General features: G+C 60.3%; 15 protein-coding genes. 8 read left to right on the forward strand and 7 right to left on the reverse strand.

Features of this window, described 5'->3' with window-relative positions:
• On the reverse strand, positions 1-416 hold a 416-nt coding region (locus tag HX846_RS07760; RefSeq protein WP_178965208.1), incomplete at its 3' end, for an ATP-binding cassette domain-containing protein.
• Positions 413-1309: a GTP cyclohydrolase FolE2 gene (folE2, locus tag HX846_RS07765; protein WP_003213480.1), complete on the reverse strand. Its 897-nt coding sequence runs from the start codon at positions 1307-1309 to the stop codon at positions 413-415. The genes folE2 and HX846_RS07760, both read right to left, overlap by 4 nt.
• A gap of 128 nt (positions 1310-1437) precedes the next feature.
• Here folE2 and HX846_RS07770 point away from each other — a divergent pair, with 128 nt between their 5' ends.
• Entirely contained in the window at positions 1438-2661 is a 1224-nt protein-coding gene (locus HX846_RS07770; RefSeq protein WP_003213478.1) for an N-acetylmuramoyl-L-alanine amidase, read from the forward strand.
• Here HX846_RS07770 and HX846_RS07775 read toward each other — a convergent pair.
• Entirely contained in the window at positions 2658-3026 is a 369-nt protein-coding gene (locus HX846_RS07775; RefSeq protein WP_003213476.1) for a hypothetical protein, read from the reverse strand. The two genes, HX846_RS07770 and HX846_RS07775, sit on opposite strands and share 4 nt — an antisense overlap.
• Positions 3027-3153: 127 nt before the next feature.
• Here HX846_RS07775 and dksA point away from each other — a divergent pair, with 127 nt between their 5' ends.
• Genes dksA through HX846_RS07795 form a run of 4 tightly spaced genes read left to right on the forward strand, consistent with a single transcriptional unit; the run spans position 3154 to position 6443 of the window.
• Positions 3154-3558: an RNA polymerase-binding protein DksA gene (gene dksA / locus HX846_RS07780; protein WP_003213474.1), complete on the forward strand. Its 405-nt coding sequence runs from the start codon at positions 3154-3156 to the stop codon at positions 3556-3558.
• Positions 3559-3585: 27 nt separating this feature from the next.
• Complete coding sequence (gene zigA / locus HX846_RS07785) at positions 3586-4791, forward strand: zinc metallochaperone GTPase ZigA (protein WP_102604033.1); 1206 nt, start codon at positions 3586-3588, stop codon at positions 4789-4791.
• Positions 4791-5435 (forward strand): DUF1826 domain-containing protein, encoded by a 645-nt coding sequence (locus HX846_RS07790; protein ID WP_178965209.1) that lies wholly within the window; start codon positions 4791-4793, stop codon positions 5433-5435. The genes zigA and HX846_RS07790 overlap by 1 nt, the downstream gene beginning before the upstream one ends.
• A gap of 45 nt (positions 5436-5480) precedes the next feature.
• Positions 5481-6443 (forward strand): GTP-binding protein, encoded by a 963-nt coding sequence (locus tag HX846_RS07795; RefSeq protein WP_178965210.1) that lies wholly within the window; start codon positions 5481-5483, stop codon positions 6441-6443.
• Here HX846_RS07795 and HX846_RS07800 read toward each other — a convergent pair.
• On the reverse strand, positions 6437-6835 hold the full coding sequence (locus HX846_RS07800) for a DUF3301 domain-containing protein (RefSeq protein WP_003213466.1): 399 nt from the start codon (positions 6833-6835) through the stop codon (positions 6437-6439). The two genes, HX846_RS07795 and HX846_RS07800, sit on opposite strands and share 7 nt — an antisense overlap.
• Positions 6836-6952: 117 nt before the next feature.
• On the opposite strand from HX846_RS07800, the gene pdxY reads away from it, so the two are divergent.
• Both pdxY and HX846_RS07810 read left to right on the forward strand, forming a co-directional pair.
• Positions 6953-7825 carry a pyridoxal kinase PdxY gene (pdxY, locus tag HX846_RS07805; protein WP_003213465.1) on the forward strand — a complete coding sequence of 291 codons (873 nt, stop codon included), beginning with the start codon at positions 6953-6955 and terminating at the stop codon, positions 7823-7825.
• 12 nt (positions 7826-7837) lie between these two features.
• The gene (locus HX846_RS07810) at positions 7838-8953 is read left to right on the forward strand and encodes a hypothetical protein (protein ID WP_256739792.1); all 1116 of its coding nucleotides are present in this window, start codon (positions 7838-7840) and stop codon (positions 8951-8953) included.
• A 27-nt stretch (positions 8954-8980) separates the two neighbouring features.
• On the opposite strand, the gene HX846_RS07815 is transcribed toward HX846_RS07810, so the two are convergent.
• Positions 8981-9466 (reverse strand): acyl-CoA thioesterase, encoded by a 486-nt coding sequence (locus tag HX846_RS07815; protein WP_003213461.1) that lies wholly within the window; start codon positions 9464-9466, stop codon positions 8981-8983.
• A 295-nt stretch (positions 9467-9761) separates the two neighbouring features.
• Between HX846_RS07815 and HX846_RS07820 the strand changes: the two genes are divergently transcribed.
• Complete coding sequence (locus HX846_RS07820) at positions 9762-11525, forward strand: cation:proton antiporter (RefSeq protein WP_177022401.1); 1764 nt, start codon at positions 9762-9764, stop codon at positions 11523-11525.
• An 80-nt stretch (positions 11526-11605) separates the two neighbouring features.
• Here HX846_RS07820 and HX846_RS07825 read toward each other — a convergent pair whose 3' ends face one another.
• Both HX846_RS07825 and HX846_RS07830 read right to left on the reverse strand, forming a co-directional pair.
• Positions 11606-12013 carry an SMI1/KNR4 family protein gene (locus HX846_RS07825; RefSeq protein WP_003213456.1) on the reverse strand — a complete coding sequence of 136 codons (408 nt, stop codon included), beginning with the start codon at positions 12011-12013 and terminating at the stop codon, positions 11606-11608.
• 136 nt (positions 12014-12149) lie between these two features.
• Positions 12150-12823: Tim44 domain-containing protein (locus tag HX846_RS07830; protein WP_178965211.1), on the reverse strand; the 674-nt coding region annotated here is incomplete at its 5' end.

Genomic DNA, 12823 nt, shown 5'->3' on the forward strand with positions numbered 1-12823 from the left:
CGGGCGAGCAGGGCGCGTTGCAGTTCGCCGCCCGACAAGGCCATCAACGGCCGATGCTCCAGGCCGCTGAGGCACCAGTCTTCGAGCACGGCGCTCAGGCGTTCGGTACGTTGTTGCGGGGTTTGCCTGCTGCCCCAGAAACCGGCGGCCACCAATTCTTCAAGGCTGATAGGAAACTGGCGATCGAGGTTCTGTTGCTGGGGCAAAAACGACAGGCCACCTCGGCGTGGAACATCGATCGTCACTTTCCCCGCCAGTGGCTTCTGCAATCCGGCGATAACTTTCAGCAGGCTGCTTTTGCCGGTGCCGTTGGCGCCGATGATGCCGGTAAGGCTGCCTTTTTCCAGGGTGAAATCCACGGCGGGGGTCAGTGGTTGGCCGGGGGCGCCCCAGCGCAAAGCGGTGCAGGTGATCATTCGGAAGGTCTCGTCCAGCGGCTTTCGGCCACGGCATCGTGCGCGTGAAGGCTTTCGGCGTGGATTACTTTCAAGTGGAAGGCATTGACCGCATCCGAGCGTTTCAAGGCGAGGTTCAGGCGGCGGGCGGCGTCTTCGCAGAACATCAGGTTCTGCCCGTTGGCCAGGGCGAAGGCTTGTTCGTCTGCACGCTTTACGGCGGTTTGCACGGCAGTGCCGAGGGCGGCTTCGGTTTCGTCGATCAACTGGGTCAGCGGCAGTGTTGGCTGATCGCCTTGAAGCCGGACCTGCAACAGCGCGCTGCTGCGCTGGCTGTGGGGCGTGGCGACGATGCCGTTTGCGCTGCCGAGCCAGGTCAGTACGTCTTCGTGCTGCAGCGGTGTGCCGGCGAAGTCCTCGATAAATTGCTGCTGAATCAATTGCCTGGCGAGGGCAGCGGAGCAAGGGCAGGTTGAAGAGTACGTAACGTCAATTTTTAGTTCCACGTGGAACATCTGGTTTTCCAGGCGTGCCTCGATGCTTACCGGGTAGCTTTTCCAGCCGGCCAACGGGCTGACCAGCGCCGGGCGTTTCAGCAGCAGACCTGCATGAATTCGCAGGTAGGCATTTGTGGATAAACCTTCATGACTGTCGAGAAAACGTTGCAATACACTGCGCAGCAGTGCTGGCGAAAGCGGTTGCTGTTCAAGCATTTCCAGCGCCAGGTAAAGCCGTGACATATGAATGCCACGGGCCTCGCCGTCGTCCAGGCTGACGCCGGCATCAGCCGTGGCGCTAAGGCTTTGGCCGTCGATCAGAATGGGCAGGGCAATGCCGCACATGCCCACCCAATCGAGCGGCAAGGCTTGGCGTGAAGCCTGCGCGGCGATATCGGGCAGAGTCAGCGCGTTCATGAGCAGGTCCATCGTTGGAAATAAAAAGACATGTTATATTATTACAATTGAAACGACGAAAGTTTTTCTGTTCTGTCTTTTATTCAGTCATGTCGAGTACGGAAGCTCCTTTATTTGCGGTGTAAGTCATGCACAGACGTCAACTCCTCAACCTGCTGCTGGCCAGTGCGGTGTTCACCTTGCCCTTGGGCGTGTCTGCCGCGCAGATCCGCAATGCACGGCTGTGGCGGTCGGACAACAAGCTGCGGCTGGTGCTGGACCTCAGCGGCCCGGTGCAATACAAGACCTTCACCCTGACCGCGCCGGAGCGGTTGATCATCGATTTGAGCGGCGCGAAGCTGACCGGTGATTTCAGCCAACTGGCCCTGACCAACAGCGGCATTACCTCGATTCGCTCGGGGCATTTCGGGCAGGGCGATACGCGGATCGTGCTGGATTTGAAGGCGCCGATGCAGCTCAACAGCTTTCTCCTGCCGCCGCAGGATGGCCAGGGCCACCGCCTCGTGCTGGACCTGACAAGCGCCACTCATGCGCCTATGCAAATCGCTGCGGCACCGGCCGCGTTGGCTGCACCCGTGCCGGCGCCGGTGGACAGGGCTCATCCGAAACGCGACATCATCGTGGTGGTCGACCCTGGGCACGGCGGCAAGGATCCCGGCGCGATTGGCTCAAAGGGCCAGCGCGAAAAAGACGTGGTGCTGTCCATCGCCCAATTGCTGGCCAAGCGTCTGAAGCGCGAGAAGGGCTTCGATGTGAAGCTGGTGCGCAACGACGACTTCTTCGTGCCGCTGCGTAAACGTGTGGACATCGCCCGTCAGCACAAAGCCGACATGTTTATCTCGGTACACGCCGATGCCGCGCCACGGCTTACGGCGTCCGGCGCCTCTGTCTATGCGCTGTCTGAAGGCGGCGCCACCTCCGCCACTGCACGGTTCATGGCGCAGCGGGAAAACGGCGCCGACCTGTTGGGCGCCACCACCTTGCTCAATCTCAAGGACAAGGACCCGATGCTGGCAGGGGTGATTCTCGACATGTCGATGAACGCCACCATCGCCTCCAGCCTGCAACTGGGCAGCTCGGTACTGGGCAGCCTGCAAAGCATCACCACGCTGCATCAAAAACGCGTGGAACAGGCCGGCTTTGCGGTGCTCAAGTCGCCGGACGTGCCGTCGATCCTGGTGGAAACCGGGTTTATCTCCAACACCCAGGACGCCCAGCGACTGGTCACCGCACGCCATCAACAGGCGGTGGCAGACGGTTTATTTGAAGGGTTGAAGAACTACTTCCAGAAGAACCCGCCGATGAACAGCTACATGGCCTGGGTTCAGGAACAGAAAACCGGTCAGGTCTAACAGCCGGTGATTCGACTACAGGTGAACTTGGCGCTGGCACCACCGGAACTGGAAAACCGGTTGAGGGTGGTCCAGCCCACTCGCCGCGTGTAGCCCACCCACGCCTCACCATCGGAAGCCAACCCGGTAAAGAACGTCAGTTGCCCGTAGCGGCTGCTGGTCTGTGCCCAATAGCGTTTTCCGATTACTTCAAAGCCCCGCAAATACGTAGTGCTGCCTGCCGTCGCGACGCTGTAGGCATTGCCCTGGGCGTCGACGCACGCCAGCAGGTTGGCGCTGCGGGTGCAGTTGGCCAGCAGGCTGGGCACCTGGGCGTTGGCCAGGCTCGCCAGCATCAGCAACACAGCACACAGCAGGTATTTCATAGAGGCTCTCGGGGCATTATTCGGCTGCCAGCATTGCGCCCTTCGTCGTCACGAGCAAGGGGGATTGGCTTATTTGCATTGTTATACTATAACATTAAAAAACAGCCTGACCCGTGAACCACCTCCGATGACCGAACAAGACCTTCTCGCCCAACCCTGCGCCGACTACATGAATGAAGCCCAGCAAGGTTTCTTCCGCGAGCTGCTGCTGGCCCAGCGCAACGAGCTGCAAGCGCGTATCGACGCTGAATTCATGGTGCTGCGCGAACAGGAGCCCAACAGCGATCCCGCCGATGTCGGCAGCGCCGAAGAACAGCGCCAATGGCAACTGCGCCTGCTGGAGCGCGAAAAAAAGCTGTTGGACAAGATCGACGAAGCCCTGGAACGCCTGGCCCGCGGTGAATACGGCTGGTGCCGTGAAACCTGCGAACCCATCGGCCTCAAGCGCCTGCTGCTGCGCCCCACGGCCACCCTGTGTATCGAAGCCAAAGAACGTGAAGAGCTGCGCGAACGCCATCAACGGGCGATTTGACCGGCCAACCCTGATGAGGAATACCTGATGCCCAATCGTCTCCCCGTTACTGTGCTGTCCGGATTCCTCGGCGCCGGCAAAAGCACGCTGCTCAACTACGTCCTGCGCAACCGCGAAAACCTGCGGGTGGCGGTGATCGTCAACGACATGAGCGAAATCAACATCGATGGCAGTGAGGTCCAGCGCGACGTCACCCTCAATCGCGCCGAAGAAAAACTGGTGGAGATGAGCAACGGCTGCATCTGCTGCACCTTGCGCGAAGACTTGCTGGAAGAAGTCGGAAAGCTCGCCAAGGAAGGTCGGTTCGATTACCTGTTGATCGAGTCCACCGGTATCTCCGAGCCGCTGCCAGTGGCCGAAACCTTCACCTTCCGCGACGAAGACGGCCAGAGCCTGGCGGACATTGCCCGGCTCGACACCATGGTCACCGTGGTCGACGGCATGAACTTCCTGCTCGACTACCAGGCTGCCGAAAGCCTGGCGTCCCGGGGCGAAACCCTCGGTGAAGAGGACGAGCGCTCGATCACCGACCTGCTGATCGAGCAGATCGAATTTGCGGATGTGATCCTCATCAGCAAGATCGACCTGATCAGCAGCAGTGAGCGCGAGGAGTTGATGGCGATCCTGGAGCGCTTGAACTCCCAGGCTGAAATCATCCCGATGGTCATGGGCGAAGTGCCGTTGGCGAAGATCCTCAACACCGGCCGTTTCGACTTCGAGCGTGCTTCCCAGGCGCCGGGCTGGTTGCAGGAACTGCGTGGCGAACACCTGCCGGAAACCGAAGAGTACGGCATCGCCTCCACCGCCTATCGCGCCCGCCGCCCGTTCCACCCGCAGCGGTTTTTCGACTTTATCGACCGGCCTTGGGTGAATGGAAAACTGCTGCGTTCCAAGGGCTTTTTCTGGCTGGCCAGCAAACACCAGGACGCCGGTAGCTGGTCCCAGGCTGGCGGCCTGATGCGCCATGGGTTTGCCGGGCGCTGGTGGCGTTTCGTGCCGAAAACCCAGTGGCCCCAGGACGAGGAAGGCATCGCCGCAATCATGAAAAACTGGCAACTGAGCACCGGCGATTGCCGGCAGGAGCTGGTGTTTATCGGCCAGAACATCGACTTCGCCCAGATGACCGCCGAGCTGGACGCTTGTTTGCTGACCGACGATGAAATGGCCACGGGTGTCGAAGGCTGGCGCTTGTTGGCCGATCCCTTTGGCCCTTGGTTCGAAGAGGCTGCCTGATGCTGGCACCGACCCTGAAACTGCGCCCGGTGGTTCGCCAGACCCACGGCGAAACCCCGGCCGTGCTCACCGATATCCTTGAGGACGGCGTGAACCTAGCGGTGTGGCAGCGTCAGTTGCCTCTGCACATCGCCGAGTTCGGCGCGTTACTGGTGGCACTCAATGAGCCATTGGCCGAGTCGCTGGTGGTTGAACTGAACAGCGAAGACGCCGAGCCAAACCTGCAGGACTTTGCATCGGGTTGCCGTGACCTTGAAGGCTACGAAGGCTTTATCGCCGATGTGTCGTGGCTGGTCAGCGCCTTTGCCTGTTTGCTGGGAGCCAAGCGTATCGGCGTGCGTTTGCGGCTATTGGACAAGGCCATGTGCCCGCGTTTTCATGTGGATCATGTGCCGGTGCGGCTGATCACTACCTACGCCGGCATTGGCAGCCAATGGCTACGCGAAGGTGTGATGGAGCGGCGGCACCTGAGCCAGGCGAGTGCTGAGCCGGAAGAATGCATTGAGCAAATCCACTGCGGTGAAGTGGCGTTGCTCAAGGGCGAAAAATGGTACGGCAACGAAGGCTTTGGCCTGATCCACCGCTCGCCGCCGCTGCAAGCGGATCAACGACGGTTGATTCTGACGCTGGATTGGTTGGCGTAACCGGGTAGGATCGAACCTCTCTACACGGTCTGAATGATGTCCACCATGCTGCAGAACATTCCCACCCACGTGATTGCCGGGCCCCTGGGCGCCGGCAAGACCAGCCTGATCAAGCACCTGCTGGCCCAGCGCCCGGCCAACGAGCGTTGGGCGGTGTTGATCAATGAGTTCGGGCAGATTGGCCTGGATGCCGCGTTGCTCACCCGTGATGACGACGGGATTGCCCTCGGTGAAGTGGCGGGTGGCTGCCTGTGTTGCGTCAATGGTGCGCCGTTCCAGGTAGGGCTGGGGCGTTTGTTGCGTAAGGCAAAGCCCGATCGGCTGTTTATCGAGCCGTCCGGGCTTGGGCATCCGGCTCAATTGCTCAAGCAACTGCGGGAAGCGCCCTGGCAGCAGGTACTGGCGGTGCAGCCTTGCGTACTCGTACTGGACGCCCAGGCGTTGGCGGCGGGCAAACCTTTACCCAATGCCCAACGGGAGGCATTAGCCAGCGCCGGGCTGTTGGTATTGAACAAGAATGAAGCCTTAAGTGATGCGCAGCGCCTGTTGATTCAAGGACAACTGCCCGACCGGCCGATCTATTGGACGCAGCAGGCGCAACTGCCCTTGGCCCGGTTACCGGGTGTGAATGCTCAAGCGGCAGCGGCTGTGGATAACTTCGAGTTGCCCAAAGGCCTGGGGCAAATGCCGGCCATCTGGACGGAGCCGGCATCGCCGATCTGCCTCAGCCAGGGCCAGGAGGATGGCTGGAGCATTGGCTGGCGCTGGCATCCGAGTCAGCGATTCGACGCGCGGCGCATTCAGCAATGGCTGCAATCGTTGGACTGGCGACGGGCAAAACTGGTTATCCACAGCCTGGATGGCTGGGCATCGGCCAACGCTGTGGATAACGCAGCATTGGCCTGGCAGCCCAGCGAATGGCGGCGGGATTCGCGTATCGAATTGATCTTCAGCGAAGTGCAGGACGTTGCGCAGTTACAGGGTGGGTTAACCGCTTGCCGTCAGTGACGGGTCTTGCTGTTGCCATGCTCCTGGCGCCACTGGCTTAGCTCAATGATCTCGGCGCTGGGCAATGGCGTCTTGATCTCGAACGGGTAGGGCGCCAACTCGATTTGTGCACTGTGGGCGCCGAATTGGGTGATGGTACCCGGGTGCCGCGTTTCGCCGGTCACGGTGAATTCGAAGTTGTAGATCCGTGCCAGGCGCCGCCGCCCGCTGGCATCTTTCACAAAACCGATGCGCTTCAACGCCACGGCGCCATCGAGCAGCTCGATGTCGAGCTTGGCGCAGTGCTGCTTGACCCGTTCCAGCGCCCGCTCGCGCAGGCCGTGGTTGTGCCACAGCCAGGCGGCACCGGTCGCCAGCAGCATCAGCACGAAGATATTTCCGAGGGTCAGCATTCGATGAACTCCAACAAAGTAGGGCCAGCTTAACTGCGTCTCCGGTCTGTCGTACAGGCCGCGTTTAGTCGCATACTGCGCAGCCAGAATATCAACGGCTTTACGGAAATCCCCTGCATGAAACGTACGCCCCATCTGCTTGCGATCCAGTCTCATGTGGTCTTCGGCCACGCCGGAAACAGCGCCGCCGTGTTCCCCATGCAACGGGTCGGGGTGAACGTGTGGCCGCTCAATACGGTGCAGTTCTCCAACCACACTCAGTATGGTCAGTGGGCGGGAGAAGTGTTGGCGCCGCAGCAAATTCCTGCGCTGGTGGAAGGCATCGCGGCGATTGGCGAGCTGGGCAACTGTGATGCAGTGCTGTCGGGCTACCTGGGCAGTGCGGCCCAGGGCCGGGCGATCCTCACCGGCGTGGCGCGGATCAAGGCGATCAACCCCAAGGCTCTTTACCTGTGTGACCCGGTGATGGGGCATCCGGAAAAAGGCTGCATCGTGCCCCAGGAGGTCAGCGACTTCCTGCTGGAGGAAGCGGCGGCGATGGCCGACTTCCTGTGCCCCAACCAGCTGGAGCTGGATAGCTTTGCCGGGCGCAAGCCGCAGTCGCTGTTCGATTGCCTGGGGATGGCCCGTGCGTTACTGGCCCGCGGGCCGAAAGCGGTGTTGGTCAAGCACCTGGATTATCCCGGCAAGCTGCCGGACGGCTTCGAAATGCTGTTGGTGACGGCTGAAGGCAGCTGGCACCTGCGTCGGCCACTGCTGGCATTCCCGCGTCAGCCGGTGGGCGTGGGCGACCTGACGTCGGGCCTGTTCCTGGCGCGGGTGTTGTTGGGCGATAGCCTGGTGGCGGCCTTTGAGTTCACTGCTGCAGCGGTGCATGAAGTACTGCTGGAAACCCAGGCGTGCGCCAGCTATGAGCTGGAACTGGTGCGCGCCCAGGACCGGATTGCCCATCCGCGAGTTCGCTTCGAGGCAACCCCAATCGGGCTGTAGGACTATTCCTGATTGAGCGACGCAAAGGGCGTCCGTTACTACCGGCCGTCTTTTTGCCCTCTGCGTTCATCAAGGAAGATCATGTCGTTATCCCTGCTCCATTCGCCACGGGCATTTATCGCATTGGCCCTGGTTACGCTGCTCAGTGGTTGCAGCGTCCACGGTACCTATCCTGACGCAGCCGAGCCCGATGCGGCGAAGCTGCGGTTCATCTCCAACACCACCAACAGCACCCTTTTTGTCTATGACGCACAGCACTGCATGGGTGAGACCACAGGCATTCTCAACAACATGTTCCTGGTGGACACCAAGCGGCGGGTAGACATGCTTGTGCCGCCACCGCCCACGGCTCGTGGGCTGCTGGAGATCAAGCTGGCGCCCGGAAAGGACACTATGTTGATGATCAACACCAACGGCAGCTCCTATGCCTGTGGCAAAGCGTTCAATCTAACGCCCAAGGCGGGTGAAGAGTACGAAGTGACCTTCGAATTGCAGGGCCGCCAATGCAGCACGCTGCTCCAGCGTCTTACGCGATTGGACGGCAAGGACGTGCGGATCCCGCAGCCGCTGTTCGAGACCGGCATGCCGTCTTGCGAGGGCAAAGGTCCGATATTCGGCAAGTTGTTACCGGATACTCCGCAGCGAATGGTGTTGATTGATCGCATTCTTGACGAGCGTGCGCAGTCGATCACGGCCATCGTGTCAGAGAATAAAGTCGACCGAATGCAAACCTCGCCTCAAGAGCTTGATGAGTTGATCAGCAAGCGCAAGGCGTTGATGGGCTCGTATGCCTTGCCGCCGGACTATTGGAACCAGTTTCGGCAGAACTACGAACTGTCGAATCAAGAGTCTGCCGGTCGTCTGGCCCGGGCTCTGGGGTTTTACACTGAGGTGTACCGCCAGCGCCTGCGGGGAACTGAGGATGCCGTCCTGGAGCAATGGATGCAGCCTACGGACAGTGCGATCAAATCGCGCGTAGCGGAGAACGACAAGCTTATGGTGCAGTACTACGTGAATACCCGAAAGAGCGTGACGATGGAGGTGGTCAATCACCATATGGAGCGCATGGCCCAGTTGGACCAGCGCTTTGATGTGTGTGCGCACTTTGACAAGTGCTCGCGTTACTAAGCGGTCATCCAGAAACCTGGCGGGCTCTTACGGGCCGTCTGCCTTGATTTCCTGATAGCGCTTTTCCAGCTCCTGGCGAATCTGCCGGCGCTGTTGAGCCTGGACAAACCGGCGCTTGTCTTCGCTGTTCTGCGGTTGCAGCGGCGGCACGGCGGCCGGTTTGCGCTGGTCATCCACCGCGACCATCGTGAAGAAGCAGCTATTGGTGTGGCGTACCGAACGCTCACGGATGTTCTCGGTGACCACCTTGATCCCCACTTCCATCGATGTGTTGCCGGTGTAGTTGACCGAGGCCAGGAAGGTCACCAGCTCGCCGACATGGATCGGCTCGCGAAAAATCACCTGGTCCACCGACAACGTCACCACATAGCGCCCGGCATAACGGCTGGCGCAGGCGTAGGCCACTTCGTCGAGGTACTTGAGCAGCGTGCCGCCGTGCACATTGCCAGAGAAGTTGGCCATGTCAGGGGTCATCAATACTGTCATCGACAGCTGGGCGTTTCCGGGTTCCATAGCACACTCACGGGTTGTAGGCATTGGGTGGGGAGGCACCTCTGCGGGTGCTGGAATCTTTGCAGAGCCATTCATAACGGGACGCTGGGCCCCGGCTTGCCGTCACGCCTGGGGCGATCTGTTTCCATATATTGCACCGGCTTTCTGCCGCAAGTCGCGGTGTTACCCTTCAAAAGCCCGTCTCAAAGGCAATTCTTACGATCAAGGCAGACTTTTCTTTCCGTTCATTGCGACCTTTCGGGGTGCATGCGTGGAAATGGGAAAAGCGCCAGTACCCCTCAAGGAGCCCCTCGCCATGCACGCCATCAGCTTTATCCAGGACCTGGCCGTGATCATGCTGGTGGCCGGGGTGGTGACGATCCTGTTCCATCGGCTCAAGCAGCCGGTGGTGTTGGGGTATATCGTCGCCGGCTTCATCATCGGCCCGCACACCCCACCGTTTGGCCTGATCCACGACGAAGACACGATCAAGACCCTGGCCGAGCTTGGGGTGATCTTCCTGATGTTCTGCCTGGGCCTTGAGTTCAGCCTGCGCAAGCTGTTCAAGGTTGGCGCCACCGCCTTTATCGCGGCGTTCCTCGAAATCATCCTGATGATCTGGATCGGCTACGAAATCGGCCGCTGGTTCGACTGGAACACCATGGACTCGCTGTTCCTGGGCGCGATCCTGGCGATTTCCTCGACCACCATCATCGTCAAGGCGCTCAATGACCTGAAGATGAAAAACCAGCGCTTTGCCCAGCTGATTTTCGGGGTGCTGATCGTCGAAGACATCCTCGGCATCGGCATCATCGCCTTGCTGTCGAGCATTGCCGTCAGCGGCACGGTCAGCTCCGGCGAGGTGTTCTCCACCGTCGGCAAGCTCTCGCTGTTCATGATTGTCGCGCTGGTGATCGGGATTTTGCTGGTGCCACGCCTGCTGGAATACGTGGCCAAATTCGAAAGCAACGAGATGCTGCTGATCACCGTGCTGGGCCTGTGCTTCGGTTTCTGCCTGTTGGTGGTCAAGCTGGAATACAGCATGGTGCTGGGGGCATTCCTGATCGGCGCGATCATGGCTGAATCCCGGCAATTGCTGAAGATTGAGCGCCTGATCGAACCGGTTCGCGACATGTTCAGCGCGATCTTCTTTGTCGCCATTGGCTTGATGATCGACCCGCAGATCCTCCTGCAATACGCCTGGCCGATTGCGGTGATTACCGTGGCCGTGGTGCTGGGCAAGATGTTGTCCTGTGGGTTGGGGGCGTTCATTGCGGGTAACGATGGCCGCACTTCATTGCGAGTGGGGATGGGGCTGTCACAGATTGGCGAATTTTCATTCATCATCGCCGCGCTGGGGATGACGTTGCAGGTCACCAGCGACTTCCTGTATCCGGTGGCGGTGGCTGTTTCTGCGATTACCACACTGCTCACACCCTATCTGATCCGTGGCGCAGACCCGCTGTCGCTGAAGATTGCCGCAGTGATGCCCAAGCGCATGAGCCGGGTGTTCGGGATGTATGGCGAGTGGCTGCGCAGCATTCAGCCCCAGGGCGAGGGTGCGATGCTGGCGTCGATGATCCGCAAGATCATTCTGCAGGTGGGGGTGAACCTGGCGCTGGTGGTGGCAATCTTCTTTGCCGGCAGCTTTTTCGCGGAGCGTATTGGCAGCTACCTGGAAGGCTGGGTCAGCGATCCGAGCTGGCAGAAGGCATTGATCTGGGGTGGGGCGTTGCTGCTGTCGCTGCCGTTTTTGATTGCGGCGTACCGCAAGCTCAAGGCGCTGTCGATGCTGCTGGCGGAGATGAGCGTGAAGCCGGAAATGGCAGGGCGCCACACTCAGCGCGTGCGCCGGGTGATCGCCGAAGTGATCCCGATTCTTTCGCTGCTGGTGATTTTCCTGCTATTGGCAGCCTTGTCGGCCAGTATCCTGCCGACCAACAAGTTGCTGGTGCTGATCGCCGTGGTGACGGCCGCGGTGGCCGCCGTGCTCTGGCGCTGGTTCATCCGCGTGCATACGCGGATGCAGGTCGCGTTGCTGGAGACCCTGGATAACCATAAGGATACGCCGGAGCACTGAGTGGGTCGCAGAGGGCTGCTTCGCAGCCCAGCGCGAGCAAGCTCGCTCGCCACAACAAGCGCCCTCGGCACACAGGGGTCTCAGCTTTCCAGCCAGACGTCCCGTGCCCAGTGCCACACCGATTCCCAGGTTTCTTCGGTGACGAGTTCTTCTTCGCCGGACCACAGCACCACGGTGCCGTCTTCTTCGACGCAGTAGTAGTCGTCGCCGTCCTGGCAGATCGGGATCATGCTGCGGTCAACACCGGCATCCCAGGCGTTGGCGGCAACGTCCGGCAGGTAGGTGTGGGACTGTGGGTCGGTGACGGTCACCGGCTCCAGGCTGCCGTAGACCACATCGCTGACGGTCAGCAGAAATTCACGGAAGACGAACGGAATATCGATGAACAGTTGTTCCTCGATTTCCACCAGTTGATCTTCGTCAGGCAGCTCCAGAGGAACCGGTACCGGTTCGTTGGCTTCACGCAATTGTTCGATAACTTCTTCCACGGCCGGGATCCTCTTGCTAGATGGCGCGGTTTATAGGGGCGTTTTATACAGTAGCTCGCTATAAGTGCAACCGTGAAATAGAAAACCCCGGACAAGTCCGGGGTTTTTGTTACTGCGTACTCAAAGCGGGCAGGGATCAGCCGTTCTGGCGGATACCGGCGACCAGCCAAGGCTGGTTTTCGCCTTGTGGGCGCTCCATGTTCCAGCTTTCGCTGAACACTTCGCCCTGGTCGAAACGCGAGGTCTTCGACACACCGCTGAAGGTCAGGGTGGCGATGGTCTTGTCGGCGCGGTCATCCACACCTTCAAGCTGCACTTTCAGGTCGTCGATGTAGGTCGACTGGAAGCCGTCGCCCAGGTCGGCACGTTCGCGCTTGAGGAACTCCAGCAGTTGCGGGGTCACGAACTCGGCGATCTTGTCCATTTCGTTGGCGTCCCAGTGTTGCTGCAGGGACTGGAAGTGGCTGCGGGCCGCTTCGACGAAGCGCTCTTCGTTGAACCAGGCGGGTGCGTTGATCACCGGACGAGCGGCAGCAGGAGCAGCCGAACCGCCGAAGATCGAACCCATGGCAGCAGGCTTTTGCTCGAACACTTCACGCTGCATCGGCGCGCCGGCTGGAGCCATGTGCTCCTGTTGCTTGCGGCGACGGGCGGCGATAAAGCGGAAGATCAGGAAGGCGATGACCGCCATGATCAGGATGTCGAAGATCTGCATGCCCTGGAAGCCGCCGCCCATGAACATGGAGGCGAGCAGGCCGCCGGCCGCGATACCGGCCAGAGGGCCCAACCAGCGCGAAGCACCGCCAGCCT

Origin of the sequence: Pseudomonas sp. K5002 (genome assembly GCF_013386655.1) — a bacterium.
Classification (GTDB): Bacteria; Pseudomonadota; Gammaproteobacteria; order Pseudomonadales; family Pseudomonadaceae; genus Aquipseudomonas.

Bases quoted from the DNA above. Each gene is read 5' to 3' on its own strand.
- folE2 (WP_003213480.1), bottom strand. From the start codon at position 1,309: ATGAACGCGCTGACTCTGCCCGATATCGCCGCGCAGGCTTCACGCCAA.
- HX846_RS07770 (WP_003213478.1), top strand. From the start codon at position 1,438: ATGCACAGACGTCAACTCCTCAACCTGCTGCTGGCCAGTGCGGTGTTC.
- HX846_RS07775 (WP_003213476.1), bottom strand. From the start codon at position 3,026: ATGAAATACCTGCTGTGTGCTGTGTTGCTGATGCTGGCGAGCCTGGCC.
- dksA (WP_003213474.1), top strand. From the start codon at position 3,154: ATGACCGAACAAGACCTTCTCGCCCAACCCTGCGCCGACTACATGAAT.
- zigA (WP_102604033.1), top strand. From the start codon at position 3,586: ATGCCCAATCGTCTCCCCGTTACTGTGCTGTCCGGATTCCTCGGCGCC.
- HX846_RS07790 (WP_178965209.1), top strand. From the start codon at position 4,791: ATGCTGGCACCGACCCTGAAACTGCGCCCGGTGGTTCGCCAGACCCAC.
- HX846_RS07795 (WP_178965210.1), top strand. From the start codon at position 5,481: ATGCTGCAGAACATTCCCACCCACGTGATTGCCGGGCCCCTGGGCGCC.
- HX846_RS07800 (WP_003213466.1), bottom strand. From the start codon at position 6,835: ATGCTGACCCTCGGAAATATCTTCGTGCTGATGCTGCTGGCGACCGGT.
- pdxY (WP_003213465.1), top strand. From the start codon at position 6,953: ATGAAACGTACGCCCCATCTGCTTGCGATCCAGTCTCATGTGGTCTTC.
- HX846_RS07815 (WP_003213461.1), bottom strand. From the start codon at position 9,466: ATGGAACCCGGAAACGCCCAGCTGTCGATGACAGTATTGATGACCCCT.
- HX846_RS07820 (WP_177022401.1), top strand. From the start codon at position 9,762: ATGCACGCCATCAGCTTTATCCAGGACCTGGCCGTGATCATGCTGGTG.